Genomic DNA, 24,805 nt, shown 5'->3' on the forward strand with positions numbered 1-24,805 from the left:
GTTCGTTGCGACACCTCGATTCCATCGCAGCCGGCAGGATCCTGTCCTGAATCTTCGAACAGCATCTGCGATGGTCCTGCGCTGGAGTCAGTAGCGTCGGTGGCGTTGACGACCGGAAGCCCGCGTATCGAAATCTGGAGGATCTCCATCGGCCAGCGCAGGAGCGATTCATGGGCAAAAACATCGCGATCTTTGCTGACGGGACCGGCAACACGGTCGGAAAGTGCCCTACCAATGTGCTCCGGCTCTGCAAGATGGCCGACATCCGGAATCCACATGGGCAGCTGGTCATTTACGATCCTGGGGTCGGCACGCGTGCGACCCCTGCCGAGCTAAGGGATGAGTTTCGGAGGCCGGGCAGCACCTGTGAGTGTAACGGTCCCCTGCCAATCGAGGATTCTATCGAGCCATTCCTCCTTAAGAGGCTCGCGGCCTGGTTGCTCGGATTAGGCTTCGGGTATGGTACTGAGCGGAATATCAAGCGGCTCTACAGCGAGCTTGCAAAGCACTACGAGCCAGGCGACCGCGTGTATCTCTTCGGCTTCAGCCGTGGCGCGTTCACCGCGCGCGCCCTCGCGGGATTGATCTACAGGTGCGGCCTAGTCAAGCGGTGCCATCGAGACAAAATCGATGAGGGCTACGGTCTATACCGCAAACACTTTGAACAGGCGAAGAGCTCCGAGGAGTTGCGAAGGAAGAAAGAAGAAGTTCGGAAATTCCGCGAAAAGTACTCGCATCCCTGCAACATCCGATTTCTTGGGATTTTTGATACCGTGAAGTCGGTGGGGTATTTGCTTCCAAAGAACCTTCCCCACACCCGTCATAATCCAATCGTGCAAACGGTGTGTCATGCACTCTCACTGCATGAGCGGCGGTCGTTTTATGCCCCCACCACATGGGGTGGACTCGATGCCGATACGCGACCAGCGGTATACGTGCCTGCCTGTTGGGGTTCAGGCAGGTACGGCCCAGCAATTCGATGGCAGGACGTGAAGGAGGTCTGGTTTGCCGGGTGTCATTCGGATGTGGGTGGCGGCTATCCGCAAGAGTGCTCCTCGCCGGCGGATGTGTCGCTGCGCTGGATGCTCGAAGAAGCCCGAGCGCATGGTCTGGTGATCTCCCATGAGGCGGAGGTGAATGAACTTGCCACGACAATCACCAAAGGGCACCTGCACGACGAGCTGGCTCGACATGAAACATGGAAAGACTGGCGACGGTGGATTTTTTGGAAAGACTGCGCATGGTGGACTCTTTGGCGCGTTGTTGACCGCTGCCCGCGCCAGGACCTCGAAAATGAGCCCCCGCCGCCTCGAAAAATATGGCGATATGGCTCGGCCGGCCCGCGAGATATCGGTGCCTCACTTCGGGGAGGCAGGATTGCCGTTCACTCCACCGCGCTGAGCTGTTATGAGCCAAAAGACTACCCTTGGAAGGGTCTGAAAGAAAACCTCATTGTTACGGAAAAATACGAAAACTCGATAGCGGCCGAAGAGTGCGGCTGTCGCGCGGATTGGGTACCTGACATTTGAAGAACCGACGCACGACATCCGTTGTGACCGCCATGCGCCCAACGCGGAGTCAGCTTCGGGCCACCTGTAGACGTGTCGCGACCCGATACGACAGACTCGCAGCCAACTATCTGGCATTCGTCAAATTCGCATCGTGAGGCTGCGGCTTGGTCCAGATCTCGTTGCCGGGCTTGACCCGGCAATCCATCTACTGGAATAGATTCGTCTGGATGGCTGCGCGGGCTCGCGTGCAAAGCCCCGCTTCGCGCCGCACATGATGAGGAACACAAGATGCCGATGATCGACGCCGACGGGTGCCTGCTCAACGTATCCGTCGAAGGCCGCGACGGCGGACCGACCCTGATGCTGTCGAATTCGCTGGGCTCGACCATGCAGATGTGGGAGCCGCAGATGAAGGCGCTGACGCAGGTGTTCCGCGTCATCCGCTACGACCGGCGCGGCCATGGCAAGTCGAGCGTCCCGCCCGGCCCCTACTCGCTGGAGCGCTTCGGCCGCGACGTGCTGGCGATCCTCGACGACCTCAATATCGCGAAGGCGCATTGGTGCGGCCTGTCGATGGGCGGCATGGTCGGGCAATGGCTGGGGGCGAATGCGCCCGACCGGTTCGGCAAGATCATCCTGGCCAACACCTCCTGCTATTACCCGGACCCGACGCGCTGGCACGACCGCATCAAGGCCGTGAAGGAAGGCGGTATCGCCGCGGTCGCCGATACCGTGCTGGCGGGCTGGCTGACCGCCGACTTTCGCGAGCGCGAGCCGCAGATCGCCGCCAACATGAAGACGATGATGCTGACCACGCCGGTCGAGGGCTACATCGCCTGCTGCGAGGCGCTATCGACGCTCGACCAGCGCGAACTGCTGCCCAGGATCAAGAGCCCGACGCTGATCATCGCCGGCCGCCACGACATGTCGACGACCGTCGCGGACGGCGAATTCATGCGCAGCCGGATCCCCGGCGCCAGCATGACGCTGCTCGATGCCGCGCACATTTCCAACGTCGAGCAGCCGCACGCCTTCACCGATGCGGTGATCGGATTTCTGACGCAACGCTAGTTACCGCAACCAACGGCGTCATTGCGAGGAGCGTAAGCGACGAAGCAATCCATGTCTCCGCAAGCGGTGAAATGGATTGCTTCGCTCGCAATGACGGGAGGAGACACTGATGGACGACAACCAACGCCGCGATGAAGGCATGGCCCAGCGCCGCAAGGTGCTCGGCAATGAGTGGGTCGACAAGTCGATCAAGAACCGCAACGCGTTCAATACCGACTTCCAGGACCTGATCACCCGCTATGCGTGGGGCGATATCTGGACCCGGCCGCATTTCGATCACCGCACCCGCCGCGTGCTCGTGATCGGCACCATGGTGGCGCTCGGACAGTGGGATGAATTCCGCCTGCATGTGCGCGCGGCGCTTAGCGAAGGCGGCTTCACGCCGGATGACATCAAGGAAATATTGCTGCAGCAGGCGATCTATTGCGGCGTGCCGGCGGCCAACCACGCCGTCAAGGAAGCAGGCGCGATCATCGCGGAATTAGGATTGCTGAAGGGATAGTCCGGCGGGCGCCACGCCAGCCTGCGGCGGCGCGGGACGCTCGACCAGCATGACGATCGCGGTGCCGAGCATCATCAGAAGTTCAGCCGCATGCAGCCGCAGCGCCGCGGTCTCGCCGACCTGCGAGGCCATCACCACGCCGGCAAAACTCATCACGCTGCCGAGCGCGAGCGCGATACCGAGCGCTTCGTCGCAGCCGCCGCTCCGGCGGAGCGAGGCGCGGCTGACGAAAACCAGAAACGCCGCAAGGAACGCCACCACGGTCATGCGTCCCAGCGCCAGCAGCCAGGCGACGCGAACAGTGGAAAGGCCGGAGAGCTGCAGATGATCGCTGACGAACAGCGCCAGCGAAATGTTAGGCCGCTGGTAGAGGCCATGGATCGGCGAAACGATGATGTTGAAGGCCGTGATGGTCCAGACCGGAATGAAATAGGCCGCCAGCAGCACGCCGTTGAATGAGCTGATCCGCCAGTTTCCGGCCATGTCGCTTCCCGCTTGCTCCGCCGGCCCGGTGGAACGCGGCGGTTTAGGCGGGTGGCGTAACGCCTGTCGATCAGGAGCGGCAATTTAAACCATTTGTTTACCTTAATGGCCCGGACGGCCCCGCTCGTGTCCCGGATGCGGCGCGGCATGAAATGACGCGACGCAAAGCCGAGACACCCAGATGGGACTGCGTGGGTCCCGGCTCTACGGTGCACCGCCAAGAGGCGCTGCGCCGCCGTCCGGGACACGAAAGCCCGGGCCGCCATGACGACGGCGGCACGCGCAGAAAAAAGTCCCGCCTCTCGGCGGGACCTTCTTTAGTCTAACCAACCAGTCCCTCTACCGGTCCTGGCTAGGATTTTGTCCCTGACGTCCCGGATCCTGCTGCTGCTGGCCCGGCTTTTGGCCGCCGCCCTGCTGCTGCTGTCCAGGCTTCTGACCCGGATTCTGGTTCTGTTGGCCCGGGTTCTGATTCATCTTGTTCATCAAGGGACCTCCGTTGTTTAGACGTAGACGGGCTCAACGAAGCGCCGCCGGGATGGTTGCAGGGGAACAGCGGTTCCGGTTGCGATCATCGCAAGGCGAAGGCGTGTCCGGACCGTGGCACCGGAACCGCTGCGCAAAAACTAGCTCTGTACAAGCCAATTAAGCCGCACCCGGCGCTGTTGCCGCCCCCGGTTCCCACCTGTTAGAAAACGGCACGACGCGTCGCATCGGGCTGCCGGAGCTCTCGCCGCGTCGTAGAGGCTCTTCATAGCGTTTTCGAGCGAAGTGGATACCGGTTCGCGTGAAGAAAACGCGTTAAAAGGAAAACCAGGGCCTGTTCAGTCCTGAACAGGCCCGCACGGCAGCGCATGGATTACTTCGCCCAGCAACTCATCAACGGCCTTGTGCTCGGCTCGATCTACGGCCTGATCGCCATCGGCTACACCATGGTCTACGGCATTGTCGGCATGATCAATTTCGCCCATGGCGATATTTTCATGATCGGTGGTTTCATTGCCCTGATCACCTTCCTGATCCTGATCTCGTTCGGCCTCACCGCCATTCCCCTGATCCTCCTGGTTATGCTGCTGGTATCGATGGCGATCACCGCGCTCTATGGCTGGACGGTCGAGCGCATCGCCTACCGGCCGCTGCGGCACTCATTCCGCCTGGCGCCGATGCTCTCCGCCATCGGTATGTCATTCGTGCTGACCAATTATTCGCAGGTCGCCCAGGGCGCCCGCGTCAAGCCGGTGCCGCCGATCATCACCGGCGGCCACACCCTGCACGAGGGCGCCGATGGCTTCGTCGTGCAGCTTTCCAACATCCAGATCATCGTCGTCGTCACCACCGTGGTGCTGCTGGCAATCTTTACATGGTTGGTATCGAGCACGCGGCTCGGCCGCGACATGCGCGCCTGCGAGCAGGACCAGACCATGGCCTCGCTGCTCGGCGTCGACGTCGACCGCACCATCTCCATGACCTTCGTGATTGGCGCCGCGCTCGCCGCGGTCGCCGGCATGATGTACCTGCTCTATTACGGGCTGGTCGATTTCTTCATGGGCTTCGTCGCCGGCATCAAGGCGTTCACCGCCGCCGTGCTCGGCGGCATCGGCTCGCTGCCCGGCGCGATGCTGGGCGGACTCCTGATCGGCCTGATCGAGACGCTGTGGTCGGCCTATTTCTCGGTCGAATACAAGGACGTCGCCGCGTTCTCGATCCTGATCGTGGTCCTGATCTTCCTTCCGACCGGCCTGCTCGGCCGGCCCGAAGTCGAAAAAGTCTGACGGGCTGCCCGCGTGAGCGCAAACCCTGCCGCCCAAACCTCGCGCGCACCGAGCGCCGCTTTCATCCTCAAGAAGTCGCTGATCAGCGCGCTGGTCGCGCTGGTGCTGTTTTCGCTGATGATCGGCGTCCGCACCGAAGCCGGACCCGACGGACAACTGACCTACTGGACGCGCTTCGGCGACCTCGCCGCCATTGTGGCGGCCGTGTTCGGCGGCAGCATCCTCATCGAGTTGTTCCGGCAATGGTGGGGACCGGTTGATACCGCGAGGATTGTCCCCGCGCCGGTGCAGGGTGCGCTGTCGCTGGCCGGACGCCTGATCGCCCCGGTGCTGCTGGCGTTCACCTTCCTGGTGCCGGTGCTGTTCTACGACGAGCGCTACATTCTCGACCTCGGCATCCTCGTGCTCACCTACGTGATGCTCGGATGGGGACTGAACGTGGTGGTCGGTCTCGCCGGCCTGCTCGACCTCGGCTATGTCGCGTTCTACGCGGTCGGCGCCTATTCCTATGCGCTGCTCGCCACCAATTTCGGGCTGTCGTTCTGGATCTGCCTGCCGCTCGCCGGCATCCTCGCGGCGTTCTGGGGCGTGCTGCTCGGCTTTCCGGTGCTGCGGCTGCGCGGCGACTATCTCGCCATCGTGACGCTCGCCTTCGGCGAGATCATCCGCCTCGTGCTGATCAACTGGCAGAGCCTGACCGGCGGGCCGAACGGCGTCACCGGCATCCCCCGTCCGACCCTGTTCGGCATTCCGCTCACGCCCGGCGACGATGGGCTGGCAGCCATGCTCGGCATCGAGTTCTCGCCGACGCACCGCATCGTGTTCCTGTTCTATCTGATCCTGGCGCTGGCGCTGCTCACCAACTGGGTCACGATCCGCCTGCGCCGCCTGCCGATCGGCCGCGCCTGGGAAGCGCTGCGCGAGGACGAGGTCGCCTGCCGCGCGCTCGGCATCAACACCACCACGACCAAGCTGACCGCGTTCGCGACCGGCGCCATGTTCGGCGGTTTCGCCGGCGCGTTCTTTGCCACCAGGCAAGGCTTCATCAGCCCGGAATCCTTCACCTTCCATGAATCGGCGCTGGTGCTGGCGATCGTGGTGCTCGGCGGCATGGGCTCGCAGCTTGGCGTGGCGCTGGCGGCACTGGCCATGATCGGCGGCTTCGAGCTGTTCCGCGGGCTCGACCAGTACCGCATGCTGGTGTTCGGCATGGCGATGGTGCTGTTGATGATCTGGCGGCCGCGCGGCCTGATCGGCCATCGCGCACCGACCGTGTTCCTCGAACGCAAGGAGGCGATCTCGTCCGACCTCGTCAAGGAGGGCCACGGATGAGCGGCGATTCCATCCTCTCCGTCGACCGGCTGTCGATGCGCTTCGGCGGCATCGTCGCCGTCAACGACCTCTCCTTCAACGCCGAGCGGCGCAAGATCACCGCGCTGATCGGACCGAACGGCGCCGGCAAGACCACCGTGTTCAACTGCATCACCGGCTTCTACAAGCCGAGCTCGGGCGCCATCGGCCTCACGCATGATGACGGCCATGCCATCCGGCTCGAGCGGCTGGACGATTTCCGGATTGCCAAACTGGCGAAGGTCGCGCGCACCTTCCAGAACATCCGGCTCTTCCCCGGCATGACGGCGCTGGAAAACCTGATGGTGGCGCAGCACAACGCGCTGATGCGCGCCTCCGGCCTGACGTTTCTCGGCCTGATCGGCGCGCCGTCCTGGCGAACGGCCGAGCAAGCCGCGATCGATCTGGCGACAACATGGCTCGATCGCATCGGGCTGTTGGACCGCGCGGACGATGCCGCCGGCAACCTGCCCTATGGCGACCAGCGGCGCCTGGAGATCGCGCGCGCGATGTGCACCGAGCCCGCGCTGCTCTGCCTCGATGAGCCGGCCGCCGGACTGAATGCGCGGGAGAGCGCGGCTTTAAGCGAATTGCTGCTCTCGATCCGCGCCGACCAGGGCACCTCGATCCTTTTGATCGAGCACGACATGAGCGTGGTGATGGAAATCTCCGACCACGTTGTCGTGATGGACCATGGCGTGAAGATCGCCGAAGGCACGCCAAAACACATCCGCGACGATCCCAAGGTGATCGCCGCCTATCTCGGCACCGACGAGGAAGAAGCCATCGCGGTGATGGAGAGCGGCACGTGAGCGCGGCATCCGCAACTCCCCTGCTCGCGATCCGCTCGTTGCGCGCGGCCTACGGCAAGATCGAGGCGCTGAAGGGCGTCGATCTCGATATCAATGCCGGCGAGATCGTCGCCCTGATCGGCGCCAACGGCGCCGGCAAGTCGACACTGATGATGACGATCTTCGGCCGGCCGCGCGCCCGTTCCGGCCGCATCGAATTCGACGGCCAGGACATCACCGGCGTGCCGACGCATGACATTGCGCGGCTGCGTATCGCGCAATCCCCCGAGGGCCGGCGCATCTTCCCGCGCATGAGCGTGGCCGAAAATCTCCAGATGGGGGCGGATGCAACCGACTCGAGCGAATCCGACCGGGCGAGCGGGCTGGAGCGCGTGTTCGCGCTGTTCCCGCGGCTCAAGGAACGCATGACCCAGCGCGGCGGCACGCTGTCCGGCGGCGAACAGCAGATGCTGGCGATCGGCCGCGCCCTGATGAGCCGCCCTCGCCTGTTGATGCTGGACGAGCCGTCGCTGGGGCTCGCCCCCCTGATCGCACGGCAGATTTTCGATGCGATCAGGACGCTGAACCGGCAGGACGGCCTCACCGTCCTGATCGTCGAACAGAACGCCAACCACGCGCTGAAACTGGCCCATCGCGGCTATGTCATGGTCAACGGCCTGATCACGCTGTCCGGAACCGGCAGCGAATTGCTGCAACGCCCGGAAATCCGCGCCGCCTATCTGGAGGGCGGCCGGCGGGAGTAGCGCTCCCACCACCCCCTGCACCACTCTGGCGCGTGCTGCGGCAACATGCTGCGAGCCGACCGTGATTTTGCCCGAAAATTGCCGATGACTTCGCCGTAAAATCAGCCGACAATGGGCATGATTTTCGTACCCGGCCTGCCGGGTATTTCCCGAAATCGACTGACCTGCGAGGATATCTCATGAAATCACTGAAACTCATCGGCCTGGCATTGGGCGCATCGTTGGCGCTGTCGACAACGGCGCTGGCGCAGGACATCTCCATCGCAGTGGCGGGTCCGATGACGGGCGGCGAATCCGCGTTTGGCCGCCAGATGAAGAACGGCGCCGAACAGGCGGTGGCCGACATCAACGCCGCCGGCNCTCGGCAAGAAGCTGGCGCTGCAGGTCGGCGACGATGCCTGCGACCCGAAGCAGGCGCGCTCGGTGGCGGAAAAGTTCGCCAGCGCCAAGATCCCGTTCGTGGCTGGTCACTTCTGCTCGTCGTCGTCGATCCCGGCTTCGGAAGCCTATGCTGACGGCAACGTGCTGCAGATTACGCCGGCCTCGACCAACCCGCTGTTCACCGAGCGCAAGCTCTGGAACGTGGCGCGCGTCTGCGGCCGTGACGACCAGCAGGGCCTGGTTGCCGCCGACTACATCGTCAAGAACTACAAGGGCAAGAACGTCGCCATCCTCAACGACAAGACCACCTACGGCAAAGGCCTCGCCGACGAAACCAAGAAGGCGCTGAACAAGGCCGGCGTCACCGAGAAGATGTTCGAGTCCTACAACAAGGGCGACAAGGACTTTAACTCGATCGTCTCGCGCCTGAAGCGCGACAATATCGATCTGGTGTTTGTCGGCGGCTACCATCAGGAAGCCGGCCTGATCCTGCGCCAGATGCGCGACNCAAGACGGTGTTGATGGCGGGCGACGCCATGAACGACAAGGAGTTCGCCTCGATCACGGGTCCGGCCGCCGAAGGCACGCTGTTCACCTTCGGTCCCGACCCGCGCAACAAGGCGACTGCGAAAGCGATCGTCGAGAAGTTCAAGGCCAAGAACATCGATCCCGAAGGCTACACCCTCTACACCTACGCCGCGATGCAGGTCTGGACGCAGGCGGTGGCAAAGGCGAAGACCACCGATCCGAAGAAGGTCATGGAGACCATCAAGGCCGGTGAATGGGATACGGTGCTCGGCAAGCTCGGCTTCGACGCCAAGGGCGACATCAAGGTGATCGACTACGTCGTCTACAAGTGGGACGCCAAGGGCAACTACGCCGAGATCAATCCGAAGGGCTCCTGATCCCTCGGAGATCGGATGAAAAAGATCGACGCCCCGGCCATGGCCGGGGCGTTTTGGTTTCGGGTTCCAAATAATTTCTGTAGCGATGGAACTATCGAGTTCCCGGCGCATTGGGAACGCGGGGCTGAGTTCCATGTCATTGATTTCACGACCTTAACCGTTGTTCCGACTTGATCTGCTGATGGGGCAGCGGTTCTATCTTGTGAAATCGCATCTCAGCCATGGGATTCGAGCGAACTGGCCGAGGAAACACCATGAGTGATCTTTCCCCTGGAGCATCACCCTCCGTTCGCCGAGTCGCCAAATCCCAACCACCTGCCGCCAACGGCGCGTCCGATCCGCTACAGGATTTGCTGCATGCCTTGCAGGCGATGCGGGCCGGCGATTTCTCGGTCCGGATGACGGGCGACCACATCGGCATCGAGGGCAAGATCGCCGACACCTTCAACGAGATCGTCGCCGCCAACCAGCGCATGGCGCAGCAGCTGGAGCGCGTCGGCCAGGTGGTGGGGCGCGAAGGCAAGACGCGCCAGCGCGTCAAGTTCGACCTTGCGAGCGGCTCCTGGGCCGATATGGAAGGCTCCGTCAACACCCTGATCGACGACCTGCTGTGGCCGACCCGCGAAGTCACGCGCGCAGTCGCCGCCGTGGCTCAAGGCGACCTGCTGCAGACCGTGCAGCTCGATGTCGACGGCCGTCCGCTCGGCGGCGAATTCCTGCAATCGGCCAACATCGTCAACACGATGATCAAGCAGCTCGGCGTGTTCACCTCGGAAGTGACGCGCGTGGCGCGCGAGGTCGGCACCGAGGGCAAGCTCGGCGGCCAGGCCCAGGTGCCGGAAGTGACCGGCGTCTGGAAGGACCTCACCGAGAGCGTCAACTCGATGGCCAACAACCTGACCGGCCAGGTCCGCAACATCGCCGAGGTCACCATCGCGGTGGCCAATGGCGACCTGTCGAAGAAGATCACGGTCGACGTTCGCGGCGAAATCCTGCAGCTCAAGGAAGCCATCAACACGATGGTCGACCAGCTCCGCTCGTTCGCCTCCGAAGTGACCCGCGTCGCCCGCGAAGTCGGCACCGACGGCAAGCTCGGCGGCCAGGCGATCGTGCCCGGCGTCGCCGGCACCTGGAAGGACCTGACCGACTCCGTCAACGCCATGTGCGGCAACCTCACCGCCCAGGTCCGCAACATCGCCAACGTCACCACCGCAGTCGCCCGCGGCGACCTCTCGCGCAAGATCACGGTCGACGTCCGCGGCGAAATCCTGGAGCTGAAGGACACCATCAACACGATGGTCGACCAGCTCAACTCGTTCGCATCCGAAGTGACCCGCGTCGCCCGCGAGGTCGGCACCGAAGGCAAGCTCGGCGGCCAGGCCCAGGTGCCCGGTGTGGCTGGCACCTGGAAGGACCTCACCGACAACGTCAACTTCATGGCCTCCAACCTGACGGCGCAGGTCCGCAACATCGCCGACGTCGCCACCGCGATCGCCGGCGGCGACCTCTCCAAGAAGATCACCGTGAACGTGTCGGGCGAAATCCTTCAGTTGAAGGAAACGCTCAACACGATGGTTGACCAGCTTAACGCCTTTGCCGGCGAAGTGACGCGCGTCGCCCGCGAAGTCGGCACCGAAGGACGGCTCGGCGGCCAGGCCAACGTGCTCGGCGTCGCCGGCACCTGGAAGGACCTCACCGAGAGCGTCAACTCGATGGCCTCCAACCTGACCGCGCAAGTCCGCAACATCGCCGAGGTGACGACCGCGGTCGCCAATGGCGACCTGTCGAAGAAGATCACGGTCGACGTGCGCGGCGAAATCCTGGAGCTGAAGGACACCATCAATACGATGGTCGACCAGCTCAATGCGTTCGCCGGCGAAGTGACGCGCGTCGCACGCGAAGTCGGCACCGAAGGCAAGCTCGGCGGCCAGGCCAACGTCCGCGGCGTCGCCGGTACCTGGAAGGACCTCACCGACAACGTCAACTCGATGGCGGGCAACCTCACCGCTCAGGTCCGCAACATCGCCGACGTCGCTACCGCCGTGGCCAAGGGCGACCTGTCGAAGAAGATCACGGTGAACGTATCGGGCGAAATCCTTCAGCTGAAGGAAACGCTGAACACGATGGTCGACCAGCTCAACGCCTTTGCCGGTGAAGTGACGCGCGTGGCGCGCGAAGTCGGCACCGACGGCAAGCTCGGGGGACAAGCCGTAGTGCCCGGCGTTGCCGGCACCTGGAAGGACTTGACGGACTCGGTGAACTCGATGGCGGGCAACCTCACCGCCCAGGTCCGTAACATCGCCGAAGTGGCGACCGCGATCGCCGGCGGCGACCTCTCGCGAAAAATCACGGTCGACGTGCGCGGCGAAATCCTGCAGCTCAAGGAAACGCTGAACACGATGGTCGACCAGCTCAACCGTTTCGCGGGCGAAGTGACACGCGTCGCGCGCGAGGTCGGCACCGAGGGACGATTGGGTGGTCAGGCCAACGTGCCCGGCGTCGCCGGCACCTGGAAGGACCTCACCGACAACGTCAACTCGATGGCCGGCAACCTGACCGGCCAGGTCCGCAACATCGCCGAAGTGACCACCGCGGTGGCGAAAGGCGACCTGTCGAAGAAGATCACGGTCGACGTCAAGGGCGAGATCCTCGAGCTGAAGAACACCGTCAACACGATGGTGGACCAGCTCAACGCCTTCGCCTCGGAAGTCACCCGCGTGGCGCGCGAGGTCGGCACCGAAGGCAAGCTCGGCGGCCAGGCCCAGGTGCCTGAGGTGGCCGGCACCTGGAAGGACCTCACCGACAACGTCAACTTCATGGCTTCGAACCTTACGGCGCAGGTCCGCAACATCGCCGAGGTCGCGACCGCGATCGCCGGCGGCGACCTGTCGAAGAAGATCACGGTCGACGTGCGCGGCGAAATCCTGCTGCTGAAGGACNNNNACCCTCAACACGATGGTCGAGCAGCTACGCTCGTTTGCCGCCGAAGTGACGCNNNNGCGTCGCGCGCGAGGTCGGAACCGAGGGGCGGCTCGGCGGCCAGGCCGTGGTGCCCGGCGTCGGCGGCACCTGGAAGGATCTGACCGACAACGTCAACCTGCTGGCCGCCAACCTCACCACGCAGGTCCGCAACATCGCCGAAGTCACCACCGCCGTGGCGCGCGGCGACCTGTCGCGCAAGATCACCGTGGACGTGAAGGGCGAAATCCTCGAACTGAAGAACACCATCAACACGATGGTCGACCAGCTCAACGCCTTCGCCGGCGAAGTGACGCGCGTGGCGCGCGAGGTCGGCACCGAGGGCAAGCTCGGCGGTCAGGCGCAGGTCCCCGGCGTCGCCGGCACCTGGAAGGACCTCACCGATACCGTCAACTTCATGGCGGCCAACCTGACCGAACAGGTCCGCGGCATCGTCAAGGTGGTGACCGCGGTCGCCAACGGCGATCTGAAGCAGAACCTGACGGTGAAATCGAAGGGCGAAGTCGCAGCGCTTGCCGACACCATCAATAACATGACGGAGACGCTGGCGACCTTCGCCGATCAGGTGACCAGCGTGGCGCGCGAGGTCGGCGTCGAGGGACGGCTCGGCGGCCAGGCCAACGTGCCCGGCGCCGCCGGCACCTGGAAGGACCTCACCGGCAACGTCAACCTGCTCGCCGCCAACCTGACCTCGCAGGTGCGCTCGATCGCGGAAGTGGCGACCGCCGTGACCAAGGGCGACCTCACCCGCTCGATCCAGGTCGACGCCCGCGGCGAAGTCGCCGAACTCAAGGACAACATCAACACCATGATCGGCAATCTGCGTCTGACGACGCAGGTCAACACCGAGCAGGACTGGCTGAAGACCAACCTCGCCCGCTTCACCAACATGCTGCAGGGGCAGCGCGAGCTCTCCACCGTGGGCCGGCTGCTGCTGACCGAACTGGCGCCGCTCGTCAACGCGCATATGGGCGTGATCTACCAGGTCGAGAACGCCGATTACCCGCAATTGCACCTGCTCTCGTCCTACGCCGGCGACAGCGCCATCCCGCATCCGCTGGTCGTGCAGTTCGGCGAAGGCCTGATCGGCCAGTGCGCCACGGACAAGCGCCAGCGGCTGATAGCGGACATTCCTCCCGATACGGCGCCGGTCAATTCTGCGCTGCTGCGCGTGATCCCCCGGAACATCGTCGTGCTTCCGGTGTTGTTCGAGAACCAGGTGAAAGCCGTGATCGAGCTTTCCTCGATCTCCTCGTTCACGACCTCACAGATGACCTTCCTCGAACAGCTCACCGACTCTATCGGTATCGTGCTCAACTCCATCGAGGCCACGATGCAGACCGAAGGCCTGTTGAAGCAATCCCAGCAGCTCGCCGGCGAATTGCAGACGCAGCAGAAGGAATTGCAGCAGACCAACGACCAGCTCGAGCAGAAGGCGCAGCAACTCGCCGAACGCAACGTCGAGGTGGAACGAAAGAATCAGGAAATCGAACAGGCCCGGCGCGCGCTCGAGGAAAAGGCGACCGAACTTGCGCTGACGTCGAAGTACAAGTCCGAATTCCTCGCCAACATGTCGCACGAGCTGCGCACGCCGCTCAACAGCATCCTGATCCTGGGACAGCAGCTCACCGAGAATCCCGACGGCAATCTGTCGGCAAAGCAGGTCGAGTTCGCCCGCACCATCCACGGCGCCGGCACCGACCTTCTCAACCTGATCAGCGACATTCTCGATCTGTCGAAGATCGAATCCGGCACGGTGACGGTCGATGCCGAGGAGATCCTGACCTCGAACCTGCTCGAGACCGTCGGACGGCCGTTCAAGCATGAGGCTGAAAATCGCCGCCTGTCGTTCAAGATCTCGGTCGACGAGAATTTGAGCCGCAGCATGGTGACCGACTCCAAGCGGCTGCAGCAGGTCCTGAAAAATCTGCTCTCGAACGCGTTCAAGTTTACCGCCGAGGGCGGCGTGGAGCTGAAGGTATCGGCCGCTGTCGGCGGCTGGAGCGCCGAGCATCCGATCCTCAATCACGCACCCGCGGTCGTCGCCTTCGAGGTGACCGACACCGGCATCGGCATTCCCCTGGAGAAGCAGAAACTGATCTTCGAGGCGTTCCAGCAGGCGGACGCCGGCACCAGCCGCAAATACGGCGGCACCGGCCTCGGCCTTGCGATCAGCCGCGAGCTCGCCAGCCTGCTCGGCGGCGAAATCCATTTGCGCAGCGCGCCCGGCAAGGGCAGCACCTTCGTGCTGTATCTGCCGCTGAAATATTCAGGTCCCACGATCGCGCCGCGCACCCCTGCCCCCTCGTCATTCACGGCGGCGCCGGCGCTGCAGGTCGCTTCGACGCAGGAGCGGGCCATCGAGCAACTGCCCGACGACCGTCTCAATCTCGAGCCGGGAGACACCATCCTCCTGATCGTCGAGGACGACCCGCATTATGCGCGGGTGCTGATCGACCTCGCCCGCGACAAGAACTTCAAGGTTCTGGTCGCCAGCCGTGGCGCCGAGGCGCTCGAACTCGCCAAGCAGTTCCAGCCGGCCGCGGTCTCGCTCGACGTCTTCCTGCCGGATATGCTGGGCTGGACCGTGCTGAGCCAGCTCAAGCACAATCCGCTGACGCGCCACATTCCGGTACAGATCATCACGCTCGACGAAGACCGCCAGCATGCGCTGGCGCGCGGCGCGTTTTCCTTTGTCAACAAGCCGACGACGACCGAGGGTGTCAGCGCGGCGCTGTCGCAGATTAAGGAATACGCCAAACCCCGCCGCAAGCGTCTTCTGATCGTGGAGGACAACGCTGCCGAGCAGATGAGCATCACCGAACTGCTCGGGCACGACGACATCGAGATCCTGACCGCCGACACCGGCGCCGATGCATTGTCGACGTTGCGGAACCAGCCCTGCGACTGCGTCGTTCTGGATCTGCGACTGCCCGACATGAGCGGCTTCGAGGTGCTCGACCATCTCCGCAACGACGAAACGCTGTCGAACGTGCCGGTCGTGGTGTTCACCGGACGGGAACTTTCGGCCGAGGAAGACGCGGAACTTCACACCATGGCACGAAGCATCGTGGTGAAGGGCGTCGAGTCGCCGGAACGGCTGCTCGACGAAACGTCGCTGTTTTTGCACCGTGTGATCACGGAATTGCCGATCGAAAAGCAGAGGATGCTTGAGAAGCTCAACAGTTCCGATGAGGACCTGATTGGCAAGACCGCGCTGCTGGTCGACGACGACGCCCGCAACATCTTTGCCCTTTCCAGCGTGCTGGAACGTCGCGGTATGAAGGTGTTAACCGCAACCACCGGCCATGAGGCGATTGCTCTGGTCGAATCGAACCCCGACATCGCGATCGTGTTGATGGATATCATGATGCCGCAAATGGACGGATATCAGACCATTGGCGTCATCAGGCAAAACCCGTCCTTCGGACGCCTGCCGATTATCGCACTGACCGCCAAGGCAATGAAAGGCGACCGCGAGAAATGCCTCGAAGCCGGCGCTTCGGACTATCTCGCCAAACCCGTCAATACCGAGCAGTTGCTGCTCGCAATACGAATGTGGCTGCACCGTTGACCGGCGTAAGCAGATGATGGATCAAGAGAAGGTAAACATTCTTCTGGTTGACGATCAGCCGGCGAAGCTGCTCGCCTATGAAGTCATCCTGAAGGAACTGGGCGAGAACCTGGTCAAGGCCTCGTCCGGGCGCGAAGCGCTCGAGTTCCTGCTGAAGAACGACGTCGCCATCATCCTGGTCGACGTCTGCATGCCGGAACTGGACGGGTTCGAGCTCGCCGCCATGATCCGCGAGCATCCGCGCTTCCAGAAGACGGCAATGATCTTCATCTCCGCGATCCAGGTCAGCGATTTCGACCGGCTGCGCGGTTATGAGATGGGCGCGGTCGATTATGTTCCGGTGCCGGTCGTGCCGGAGGTGTTGCGCGCCAAGATCAAGGTATTCGCGGAGCTCTATCGCAAGACGCGCCAGCTCGAGCGGCTCAACGTCGAACTCGAAGACCGCGTTCGCGCCCGCACCGCCGAACTGGAGGAATCGCACGCGAGACTCCTGGAAAGCGAGCAACGCCGCAGTCTGGCAATCGCAGCCGGCAAGATGGGGTCCTGGGATTGGGACTGGGTCAACGGCGACTTCATGTGGGACGAAGGCCAGTATCAGATCCTCGGCGTCGATCCCGGCACGTTCGAACTGACGCCGGCCAATATCCAGGCGCTGTTTCATCCCGACGACATCAGTGAATTGCACGAGGCGTGGGCGAGCTTCGCGCGCGGCGCGAAATCCTACGAGGCCGAATTCCGCATCATCCGGCCGAATGGCGAGATGCGCTGGTGTGCGGGAACGGCGGCGGCAACCACCGACAAGGGCGGCCGCGTCATCCGCGTTTCCGGCGTCACCGTCGATATCACCGAGCGCAAGCAGGCCGAAGAGCGGCAGAACCTCCTGGCGCGGGAGGTCGATCACCGCGCCAAGAACGCGCTGGCGCTGGCGCAATCCATCGTCCGGCTGACGCGCGGCGAGAATGTGAAGACCTACGCCCGTTCGGTGGAGGGGCGGATCAATGCGCTGGCGCGGGTGCACACCGTGCTCTCATTGTCGAGCTGGCAAGGCGCCGAAATCAGGAAATTGATCACCGAGGAGCTGGCGCCCTATTCCACCGGCGAGCAGATCGAATTGTCCGGCCCGGAGGTCCAGTTCGAGCCGGCGACAGCGCAGACCGTCGCGCTGGCGCTGCACGAACTCGTCACCAATTCCGCCAAGTACGGCGCCCTGTCGGCGTTGTCGGGCCGGCTGTCGGTGAGCTGGGAGGACCAGGCAGGCCTTCTCAGGCTCACGTGGACCGAGACCGGCGGACCGCCGGTCGTCAAGCCGGTGTCACGAGGGTTCGGAACCAGAAGCGTGATCGCCAGCATCGAGTCACAGCTCGGCGGCCAGGCCGAATTCGACTGGCGTCCCGAAGGCCTGCTGTGCCACCTCTCGGTGCCCTTGTCGCAACGGCAGTTTGCCACCCGTCCGGTTTCGCTCGCCGAGGCTGTCACCGACGGCAACGGTCTGCGACGCGCCGAGCGGTAAGGCGGCGGACCAGCGGCCATGCAGAAGCGCTTGTCATACGCCGGACGGCTAGAGCGCGGCCCCTGCGACGGCACCGCCCCGTTGGCCAACCGATCCCATCGATGCTTCGATCGCGCGCATCAAATCCGGCGGACGAAACGGCTTCTGCAGACAGACGACGTCGGAGAGTTCAGGCGTTCCGGACAGAAAGTCCAGCGCGGTCATTCCCGAAATCGCAATCATGGGCAGGCCCGGCACGCGGGCACGCAGCGCTGCAATCAGATCGGAGCCGTTGGTGCCCTGCAGAAAGATATCGACGATCGCAAGATCGAAGCCCGATTGCCCGAACAGCTTCAACGCGGATGCGGCGCTGTCTGCCTCGACGATTTCGAACTGATGGATGCGCAGCACGATGCAAATCATCGTACGAACGTCGGCCTGATCGTCAACAACAAGCACGCGGGGCATCGAAGCCTCCCGGATCGGTCGCGCGAACAGCCTAAGATGAAGTTCGCGGGATGCGGCGGTTCCGCAGGCATTATTCGGCCGCTCGGTAAAGAGGTGGTTACCCCCGGCCTCTCTGCCGCCCCACAGATAATACCGCGGGTTGATTCCTGTCGAGGCGCCGCTAGCGTAACCTTGGATAGACGATTCCCGCGTGTCGACCGAATGTTCGGCCGCATTGTTTATGCGTATTTGACACTTTCGTGATGGTGCGTTCGCTGCCACTTTTCCGGAGATGATGTTTGGGTGACGAGCGCAACATCTTCCTTTCCACGATGCCGGCGACCCGCAGCGATCGCAGGGTGGCGCTCGTCGTGGTCGGCCTCTCGGCGGTGCTGTTTGCAACCGCCGTGCCGTTCGCCGGCGTGCCGCTTCCGCCGATGCCGGCATTCGTTGCGAGCTACCAGTCCGCGCTGGCCATCAACGACCTGATCACCACCGTTCTGCTGTTTTCGCAGTTCGCGATTATCCGCTCGCGGGCGTTGCTGCTGCTGGCGAGCGGGTATTTGTTCACGGCGATGGCGGCCATCGTCCACGCCCTTACCTTTCCCGGCCTGTTCGCACCAAGCGGGCTGCTCGGTGCGGGAACGCAGACCACCGTTTGGCTCTACATGATATGGCACGGCGTATTTCCGCTACTGGTGCTCGGTTATGCGCTGCTGAAGGCGACGGACAACGACAGGATGCGAGGTTCGGCCGGCATGGCCGTCGTTACCAGCATCGTCGCGGTCGGTGCCATGATGGCCGCGTTCACCTGGATCGTCACCGCCCAGCACGACCGTCTGCCGATCCTTCTCGGCGGCGGTCATTACACGCCGGTCATGCTTGGAGTGGTCTCTACCGTATGGTGCCTGAGCCTGGCTGCATTGGCGGTGCTGTGGCTGCGCCGGCCGCATTTCGTCCTCGACGTCTGGCTGATGGTCGTGATGAGCGCCTGGTTGTTCGATATCGCCCTGTCGGCGATCCTGAACGTGGCGCGCTTCGATGTCGGCTTCTATCTCGGCCGCATCTACGGCCTGTGCGCCGCGAGTTTCGTGCTCACCGTGTTGCTGATCGATAACGTCGCCCTGCAGGGCAAACTGGCGCGCCTGCTCGGAACATCGCGCCGGGAAATCGTCTCGGAAAGAAATCTTCGGGCCGAACGCGAACGCCTGTTCAGCGCCGTCGTGGAATCGTCCAACGATGCCATCATCACCAACCTGCTCGACGGAACCATTTCCGGCTGGAACGGCGCCGCGGAGCGCTTGTTCGGCTTCACGGCGGCGGAAGCGGTCGGCAAGAGCATCGATCTGATTGTGCCGCCGGACCGGCGCGCGGAGATCGGCGACACACTGGAGCGAGTCGGCCGCGGCGAGCGGATCGAGCAATATGAAACCTCGCGCGTCCGCAACGACGGACGCACCGTCGAGGTTTCGCTCAGCATCGCTCCGATCAGGTCGGCTTCCGGCCAGATCATCGGCGCTTCCAAGATTGCGCGCGACATTACCGAAAGCAGGCGAACCGAGCAGGCGCTCAGCCAGGAGATGGAAGAGCGGCGACGCATATTTGAATCTTCGAACGACCTCATCCTCGTGAGCGACTCCATGGGGAATTTGATCCAGGTCAGCCCGAGCGTCATCGACATCCTCGGATATCAGCCGTCTGAAATGGTCGGACACAACGCGATCAACTTCATCCACCCCGACGATCTCGAACACACCCGCAAGGAGATGCGGGCGGGCCGGCGAGGACGAAGCAAGCGCAATTTCGAGACGCGCTATGTCAGCAAGGACGGCAAGTCCGTCACGCTGAACTGGACCGGGACGTGGTCGGAACCGGTCCGCCGCCATTTCTTCATCGGCCGCGACCTGACTGAAAAGCAGGCGGCGGAAGCCCAATTGCGGCACGCGCAGAAGATGGATGCGGTCGGCCAGCTCACGGGTGGCGTCGCCCACGACTTCAACAACATCCTGACCGTGATCACCGGCACCATCGGCATTCTCGAGGAAGCCGTCGCCGATCAGCCGCAGCTCGCCGCCGTTGCCAAGCTGATCGACGAGGCCGCCGACCGCGGGGCCAATCTGACCAAGCACCTCCTCGCCTTCGCCCGCAAGCAGCCGCTGCAGCCGCTCGAGATCGACGTCAATGCGCTGGTGCTGGAAGCGGCGAAGCTTTTGCACCCCACGCTCGGCGAGCACATCGAAATCACGCCATTGCTGGCCGAGGATGCTTGGACCGCGCTGGCCGATCCGAACCAGCTCACCACGGCCGTCCTCAACCTCGCCATCAACGCGCGCGACGCCATGCCCAATGGCGGCAAGCTTGCGTTCGAGACCGGCAACATCTTCCTCGACGAAAACTATGCGGGCATGCACAACGAGGTTGCGCCCGGCCATTACGTGATGATCGCGGTCAGCGACACCGGTTCGGGCATCCCGCCCGCTTTGCTCGAGCGCGTATTCGAACCGTTCTTCACGACCAAGGAAGTCGGCAGGGGCACCGGCCTCGGGCTCAGCATGGTGTTCGGCTTCGTCAAGCAGTCGGGCGGGCACGTCAAGATCTACAGCGAGGAAGGCCACGGCACATCCGTCAAGATCTACCTGCCGCGGGCGACGGGCCTGGATCAGACCGCGGCCGAGGCGCAAGTCGCGGCCGACGTCCAGGGCGGCAGCGAAACGGTTCTCGTGGTCGAGGACGATGCGCTGGTGCGGCGCTATGTGATCACCCAGATCGAGAGCCTGGGCTACACCACGCTCGAAGCGGCCAACGCCTCGGATGCCTTGCGCGTCATCGACGACGTCCCCACCATCGACCTGCTGTTCACGGACGTGATCATGCCCGGCACCATGAACGGTCGCCAGCTCGTCGACGAGGCGCTGAAGCGGCGGCCGGGCCTCAAGACGCTGTACACGTCGGGCTATACCGAGAACGCGATCGTCCATCATGGCCGGCTGGATTCCGGCGTGCTGTTGCTGGCAAAGCCCTATCGCAAGTCAGAGCTCGCAAAGATGATCCGGCTGGCGCTTGCCAGTTGAGCAAGCCCTGCGGCTGATATATCCGTGGAGGGCACGCCCCACGCGGGGGCAGCCCAGGGACCAAGTTTTGAAAAATCTCCTCACCGATGTTTCCGGCGTCCGCGTCGGCCACGCCCATGACACCAGCGTCGCCTCCGGCGTCACCGCGATCCTGTTCGACACTCCCGCCGTCGCCTCCATCGACGTCCGCGGCGGCGGTCCCGGCACCCGCGAGAGCGCCCTGCTCAAGCCCGAAAGCACCCTCGAGGCGATCGATGGCATCGCGCTTTCCGGCGGCTCGGCGCTCGGGCTGGATGCCGCGGGCGGCGTACAGGCGTGGCTTGCCGAACAGGGACGCGGCTTTCGGGTGCGCGGCGCGGTGATCCCGATCGTTCCGGGCGCGATCTGCTTCGACCTGCTCAACGGCGGCAACAAGGCATGGGGACGCTTCCCGCCCTATCGCGATCTCGCCTACGCGGCGGCGAATATGGCGGATACCGATTTCGCGCTGGGCAGCGTCGGCGCCGGCCTCGGCGCGACGACTGCGACTTTCAAGGGCGGACTCGGCTCCGCTTCCGCACAGACAGAAGGCGGCGTCACCGTCGGTGCGCTCGCGGTGGTCAATGCGGTGGGCAGCGTGACCGTCGGCGACGGCCCGTGGTTCTGGGCGGCACCGTTCGAACAGGATAACGAATTTGGCGGGCGCGGACTGCCGCCCGCGTTCACGCCGGATATGCTGCGGGCGCGTCTGAAGGGCGGACCGGCGGTAACGCCTGCGGAGAACACCACGCTGGTGGTGGTGGTCACAGACGCCGTGCTGACAAAAGCGCAGGCCAAACGGCTGGCGATGATCGCACACACCGGCATGGCGCGCGCCATCTATCCCGTCCATGCAACGACGGATGGTGACGTGGTGTTTGCCGCAGCGACCGGCAAGAAGCCGGTCGATCCGCTGTTCGGCGTCACCGAACTCGGCATGGTGGCCGCCAACACGGTCGCGCGCGCGATTGCGCGCGGCGTCCATGCTGCGACCGCGCTACCCTTTCTGGGTGCGCTACCGGCGTGGAGCGATCGCTTCGGTTAGAGCATGGTCCGGAAAAGTGGATACCGGTTTTCCGAAGAGACCATGCTCAAGATAAAAGGTCGCAGTCCGAAAGGATCTCGCCGGGTCTCGTGATCAGGCGCTCATCGAGAGCGATGCTGTGGACGAGGACGAAATCGCCTGGGCCTGGCGCTGGATCATCTGCTCGATGAAATTGTAGGATGATGTTGCTGATGTGGAAGAGCTTCCGCTCGCGGGTGACGTCATCGTCACCTTCGAACCATCAGCATAGGTCAGCGACGTCGTCACCGAACCGTCGCTGTTGGTGACGGTCGTGGTGGAGGCGCCCTGCAGGGCCTGCGAGAATGGATCGGAGCCTGATCCGTTGCTACCGCTGGCGTCGTCAGGCTTGCGGTGCCCCTTTCCGGGCCGCAGCGCCGAGGCCAGTTCCTTCAAACTGACCGAGCCATCGCCATCCTTGTCGAGCTTGCCGAACACGCTGTCGGCATTCGTGAGGTTTGTGCCGCCGGCGCCGAGCGCCTCCTCGAATTCTTCCTTGCTGATCTTGCCGTCGCCGTCGCCGTCGATCTGTCCGAACAGGTCCTTCAACGCGTTGTGGCGGCTCTTGGATGCCGTGGTCGATCCCGTCGAGGACTGGCTTTGCGCGTCAAGCAGCGCGCTCATGGTTTCCGGCGATATCGACGATGCGCCGCTGCCGCCCGAGCCTGCCCCTGAAGCGATCGAGGCCGACGCGCTCGAGGTCATCGAAGCGAACGGGTTTGCGGAGTTCTCGCTAACGCCCGTGGATGACGTTGACGATTTCGACGCTAGCGCCTTAAAGGCATCGATGACGGACGACGCGGCGCCCAGAGCAAAGAACATGGCGGAACTCCAACATGCCGCACAGACAGCGGCTGACCGTGTTCCCCCTTCCTCAGCAAGCGCCGTGCCAGTACGAAAAACCCAATAAAAAGGGCTTTCCCGAATCCCTGCGATCCCGCAAGGTCGGCAATAACTGCCAAGCTGCGGCAGATTTTTCCGCCCACAGGAGACGTTTTCGGCCGCATTGCCCCCGGCCGCTCTGCATGATACGCGGGGCCGTTCCGCCCTCTCGCAAGCGTTTCGGGAAAGCGCACATGTCTCAGCAATTTGTGTCACGTCCCCTCGTCATCGCGCCGTCGATCCTGGCGGCGGATTTCGCCAAATTGGGCGAAGAGGTCCGCGCCGTCGATGCAGCGGGCGCCGACTGGATCCATCTCGACGTGATGGACGGACATTTCGTGCCGAACATTTCCTACGGCCCCGACGTCATCAAGGCGATGCGCCCGCACACCAAGAAGATCTTTGACGCCCATCTGATGATTTCGCCCTGCGATCCCTATCTCGAGGCGTTCGCGAAAGCCGGCTGCGATCACATCACCGTCCATGCCGAGGCCGGCCCGCATCTGCACCGCTCGCTGCAGGCGATCCGCGCGCTCGGCAAGAAGGCCGGCGTCTCGCTCAACCCGGGCACGCCGGCGAGCGCGATCGAATATGTCATCGACCTGATCGACCTGGTGCTGGTGATGTCGGTCAACCCCGGCTTCGGCGGCCAGGCCTTCATCAAGTCCGCGCTCGGCAAGGTCAGCGATATCAGGGCGATGACGGCGGGACGTCCGATCGACATTGAAGTCGATGGCGGCGTGGGCCCTGACGTCGCCGGCCAGCTCGCCGCCGCCGGCGCCAACGCGCTGGTCGCGGGCTCCGCGGTATTCAAGGGCGGCACCGTGGACAGCTACAAGGCCAACATTTCCGCGATCCGCCACGCGGCGGCGCTGGCGCGCGGCGAAGCGGTCTGACACGGATCGCCCCGTCCCGGCGCGCCGAACCATTCCTTTTCCCGTCGCGACCAACCGGGCATGGACGAACTCCGCACCACGATATTTTCCTCGATATTTTCCCGTGCCTTACGGCGGGTATTGACCGAAGCACTTCAACCGGGCGAGCGCGTGCTCTGGCAGGGCCAGCCCGACGGCGTCGCGCGGATGATGATGTGGCGGTTTCTGTGGTGGATTGGACTTCCCTGGCTGCTTGTCACCGCTATCGCGATCTCCAGGGGCTGGGTCGGTCAATCAACGGTGCCGCTGTTGATGGTCGGCATCATGATGGTCGCCGCTCCCTTCGTGATGTGGCTGCACGACCTGCAGACGTTGTTCGCGATCACCAATCGGCGCGCGCTGATCGTGCGCACAGCCTGGGGCAAACCGACGGTGTCGGCGACGCACTTTGAAGACATGGACAAGACATTCGAGATAGCCGACATCGGCCGCGGCGCCGGCCATCTCAATTTCGCGTCGGGAAGATCGACCCGCTCTCCAGATACCGACTACACCNCCGCTGCGTGCGAAATCCTGCAGGTGTCGGCGACATTCTGGAGCGCGCACGGCGTCGAACCGCATAATCGACCCGGCAGGAAAGCCACAATCGCGTCCAGCAAGCCGTGGAACCGTAAAGTCCATGCTGCGGCCACAAAGCATCACGCATCTCGCCATAAAGGCAGATCAGCATTCCGTCTTTCACGGATGGGAAAAAATATGATCAAGGCCTTCACCGCCGCCGCAATGCTTCTGGTCCTCGCGCCCTCCGCCGCGCTCGCGCAGCGCGCCGGCGATGCCGCGCTGGGCGCAGTCGCCGGCGCCGTCGTGCTTGGGCCGG

19 protein-coding genes and 4 pseudogenes are annotated in these 24,805 nt (G+C 63.6%); 19 read left to right on the plus strand and 4 right to left on the minus strand.

What is annotated here, in order from left to right; genetic code table 11:
- Positions 1–170: 170 nt before the first annotated feature.
- The 3 genes from CQ14_RS12525 to CQ14_RS12535 all read left to right on the plus strand — a co-directional run bounded on the left by CQ14_RS12525 (position 171) and on the right by CQ14_RS12535 (position 3,084).
- The gene (locus CQ14_RS12525; protein ID WP_057858183.1) at positions 171–1,529 is read left to right on the plus strand and encodes a T6SS phospholipase effector Tle1-like catalytic domain-containing protein; all 1,359 of its coding nucleotides are present in this window, start codon (positions 171–173) and stop codon (positions 1,527–1,529) included.
- A gap of 270 nt (positions 1,530–1,799) precedes the next feature.
- Entirely contained in the window at positions 1,800–2,582 is a 783-nt protein-coding gene (gene pcaD / locus CQ14_RS12530) for a 3-oxoadipate enol-lactonase (protein WP_057858184.1), read from the plus strand.
- A gap of 109 nt (positions 2,583–2,691) precedes the next feature.
- Positions 2,692–3,084, plus strand: a complete 393-nt coding sequence (locus CQ14_RS12535; protein WP_057858185.1) for a carboxymuconolactone decarboxylase family protein — start codon at positions 2,692–2,694, stop codon at positions 3,082–3,084.
- Here CQ14_RS12535 and CQ14_RS12540 read toward each other — a convergent pair.
- Together CQ14_RS12540 and CQ14_RS44615 are read right to left on the minus strand one after the other, a co-directional pair.
- Positions 3,064–3,567 carry a hypothetical protein gene (locus tag CQ14_RS12540; protein WP_057858186.1) on the minus strand — a complete coding sequence of 168 codons (504 nt, stop codon included), beginning with the start codon at positions 3,565–3,567 and terminating at the stop codon, positions 3,064–3,066. The genes CQ14_RS12535 and CQ14_RS12540 overlap by 21 nt on opposite strands.
- A 339-nt stretch (positions 3,568–3,906) precedes the next feature.
- Complete coding sequence (locus tag CQ14_RS44615) at positions 3,907–4,053, minus strand: hypothetical protein (protein ID WP_199805515.1); 147 nt, start codon at positions 4,051–4,053, stop codon at positions 3,907–3,909.
- 368 nt (positions 4,054–4,421) lie between these two features.
- Between CQ14_RS44615 and CQ14_RS12545 the strand changes: the two genes are divergently transcribed.
- The 11 genes and pseudogenes from CQ14_RS12545 to CQ14_RS12575 all read left to right on the plus strand — a co-directional run bounded on the left by CQ14_RS12545 (position 4,422) and on the right by CQ14_RS12575 (position 17,593).
- Positions 4,422–5,339, plus strand: a complete 918-nt coding sequence (locus CQ14_RS12545; protein ID WP_057858187.1) for an ABC transporter permease subunit — start codon at positions 4,422–4,424, stop codon at positions 5,337–5,339.
- A 12-nt stretch (positions 5,340–5,351) separates the two neighbouring features.
- A complete protein-coding gene (gene livM / locus CQ14_RS12550) occupies positions 5,352–6,671 on the plus strand; it encodes a high-affinity branched-chain amino acid ABC transporter permease LivM (RefSeq protein ID WP_057858188.1) in 1,320 nt (439 codons plus the stop codon).
- Entirely contained in the window at positions 6,668–7,501 is an 834-nt protein-coding gene (locus CQ14_RS12555; RefSeq protein ID WP_057858189.1) for an ABC transporter ATP-binding protein, read from the plus strand. The genes livM and CQ14_RS12555 overlap by 4 nt, the downstream gene beginning before the upstream one ends.
- Positions 7,498–8,244 carry an ABC transporter ATP-binding protein gene (locus tag CQ14_RS12560; RefSeq protein ID WP_057858190.1) on the plus strand — a complete coding sequence of 249 codons (747 nt, stop codon included), beginning with the start codon at positions 7,498–7,500 and terminating at the stop codon, positions 8,242–8,244. Before CQ14_RS12555 ends, CQ14_RS12560 begins: the two co-directional genes overlap by 4 nt.
- A 179-nt stretch (positions 8,245–8,423) precedes the next feature.
- Positions 8,424–8,603 (plus strand): annotated as a pseudogene (locus tag CQ14_RS46120) (branched-chain amino acid ABC transporter substrate-binding protein); the annotation flags it as partial.
- Position 8,604: 1 nt separating this feature from the next.
- Positions 8,605–9,132: pseudogene (locus CQ14_RS46125) on the plus strand (branched-chain amino acid ABC transporter substrate-binding protein); the annotation flags it as partial.
- Position 9,133: 1 nt separating this feature from the next.
- A pseudogene (locus tag CQ14_RS46130) lies at positions 9,134–9,530 on the plus strand (ABC transporter substrate-binding protein); the annotation flags it as partial.
- 15 nt (positions 9,531–9,545) lie between these two features.
- Positions 9,546–9,704, plus strand: coding sequence for a hypothetical protein (locus tag CQ14_RS43535; protein ID WP_156434927.1), 159 nt, complete (start codon positions 9,546–9,548; stop codon positions 9,702–9,704).
- 80 nt (positions 9,705–9,784) lie between these two features.
- A partial coding sequence (locus CQ14_RS46135; protein WP_245320315.1) for a HAMP domain-containing protein occupies positions 9,785–12,469 on the plus strand: 2,685 nt, incomplete at its 3' end.
- A 60-nt stretch (positions 12,470–12,529) separates the two neighbouring features.
- A pseudogene (locus CQ14_RS46140) lies at positions 12,530–16,083 on the plus strand (response regulator); the annotation flags it as partial.
- A 16-nt stretch (positions 16,084–16,099) separates the two neighbouring features.
- Positions 16,100–17,593, plus strand: a complete 1,494-nt coding sequence (locus CQ14_RS12575; protein WP_082649834.1) for an HWE histidine kinase domain-containing protein — start codon at positions 16,100–16,102, stop codon at positions 17,591–17,593.
- A 48-nt stretch (positions 17,594–17,641) separates the two neighbouring features.
- On the opposite strand, the gene CQ14_RS12580 is transcribed toward CQ14_RS12575, so the two are convergent.
- The gene (locus CQ14_RS12580) at positions 17,642–18,040 is read right to left on the minus strand and encodes a response regulator (protein ID WP_057858192.1); all 399 of its coding nucleotides are present in this window, start codon (positions 18,038–18,040) and stop codon (positions 17,642–17,644) included.
- A gap of 311 nt (positions 18,041–18,351) precedes the next feature.
- On the opposite strand from CQ14_RS12580, the gene CQ14_RS12585 reads away from it, so the two are divergent.
- Positions 18,352–21,090 (plus strand): PAS domain S-box protein, encoded by a 2,739-nt coding sequence (locus CQ14_RS12585; RefSeq protein ID WP_082649835.1) that lies wholly within the window; start codon positions 18,352–18,354, stop codon positions 21,088–21,090.
- Between the two features lie 67 nt (positions 21,091–21,157).
- Entirely contained in the window at positions 21,158–22,153 is a 996-nt protein-coding gene (locus tag CQ14_RS12590; RefSeq protein ID WP_057858194.1) for a P1 family peptidase, read from the plus strand.
- A 93-nt stretch (positions 22,154–22,246) separates the two neighbouring features.
- Here the strand turns inward: CQ14_RS12590 and CQ14_RS12595 are convergent, their stop codons facing one another.
- Complete coding sequence (locus CQ14_RS12595; RefSeq protein ID WP_347337129.1) at positions 22,247–22,795, minus strand: EF-hand domain-containing protein; 549 nt, start codon at positions 22,793–22,795, stop codon at positions 22,247–22,249.
- Here CQ14_RS12595 and CQ14_RS47810 point away from each other — a divergent pair.
- From CQ14_RS47810 to CQ14_RS12605, 3 genes are all read left to right on the plus strand, one after another.
- On the plus strand, positions 22,794–23,081 hold the full coding sequence (locus CQ14_RS47810) for a hypothetical protein (protein ID WP_347337130.1): 288 nt from the start codon (positions 22,794–22,796) through the stop codon (positions 23,079–23,081). The genes CQ14_RS12595 and CQ14_RS47810 overlap by 2 nt on opposite strands.
- Before the next feature lie 166 nt (positions 23,082–23,247).
- Positions 23,248–23,949, plus strand: coding sequence for a ribulose-phosphate 3-epimerase (gene rpe, locus CQ14_RS12600; protein WP_057858196.1), 702 nt, complete (start codon positions 23,248–23,250; stop codon positions 23,947–23,949).
- Between the two features lie 60 nt (positions 23,950–24,009).
- On the plus strand, positions 24,010–24,483 hold a 474-nt coding region (locus CQ14_RS12605; RefSeq protein ID WP_245320316.1), incomplete at its 3' end, for a hypothetical protein.
- Positions 24,484–24,805 lie beyond the last annotated feature (322 nt).

It is taken from the genome of Bradyrhizobium lablabi (assembly GCF_001440475.1).
GTDB lineage: Bacteria > Pseudomonadota > Alphaproteobacteria > Rhizobiales > Xanthobacteraceae > Bradyrhizobium > Bradyrhizobium lablabi.

Excerpts from the sequence above, each read along its gene's own strand:
- CQ14_RS12525 (WP_057858183.1), top strand. The coding sequence starts at position 171 with ATGGGCAAAAACATCGCGATCTTTGCTGACGGGACCGGCAACACGGTC.
- pcaD (WP_057858184.1), top strand. The coding sequence starts at position 1,800 with ATGCCGATGATCGACGCCGACGGGTGCCTGCTCAACGTATCCGTCGAA.
- CQ14_RS12535 (WP_057858185.1), top strand. The coding sequence starts at position 2,692 with ATGGACGACAACCAACGCCGCGATGAAGGCATGGCCCAGCGCCGCAAG.
- CQ14_RS12540 (WP_057858186.1), bottom strand. The coding sequence starts at position 3,567 with ATGGCCGGAAACTGGCGGATCAGCTCATTCAACGGCGTGCTGCTGGCG.
- CQ14_RS44615 (WP_199805515.1), bottom strand. The coding sequence starts at position 4,053 with ATGAACAAGATGAATCAGAACCCGGGCCAACAGAACCAGAATCCGGGT.
- CQ14_RS12545 (WP_057858187.1), top strand. The coding sequence starts at position 4,422 with ATGGATTACTTCGCCCAGCAACTCATCAACGGCCTTGTGCTCGGCTCG.
- CQ14_RS12555 (WP_057858189.1), top strand. The coding sequence starts at position 6,668 with ATGAGCGGCGATTCCATCCTCTCCGTCGACCGGCTGTCGATGCGCTTC.
- CQ14_RS43535 (WP_156434927.1), top strand. The coding sequence starts at position 9,546 with ATGAAAAAGATCGACGCCCCGGCCATGGCCGGGGCGTTTTGGTTTCGG.
- CQ14_RS12575 (WP_082649834.1), top strand. The coding sequence starts at position 16,100 with ATGGATCAAGAGAAGGTAAACATTCTTCTGGTTGACGATCAGCCGGCG.
- CQ14_RS12580 (WP_057858192.1), bottom strand. The coding sequence starts at position 18,040 with ATGCCCCGCGTGCTTGTTGTTGACGATCAGGCCGACGTTCGTACGATG.
- CQ14_RS12585 (WP_082649835.1), top strand. The coding sequence starts at position 18,352 with ATGCCGGCGACCCGCAGCGATCGCAGGGTGGCGCTCGTCGTGGTCGGC.
- CQ14_RS47810 (WP_347337130.1), top strand. The coding sequence starts at position 22,794 with ATGGTTTCCGGCGATATCGACGATGCGCCGCTGCCGCCCGAGCCTGCC.
- CQ14_RS12595 (WP_347337129.1), bottom strand. The coding sequence starts at position 22,795 with ATGAGCGCGCTGCTTGACGCGCAAAGCCAGTCCTCGACGGGATCGACC.
- rpe (WP_057858196.1), top strand. The coding sequence starts at position 23,248 with ATGTCTCAGCAATTTGTGTCACGTCCCCTCGTCATCGCGCCGTCGATC.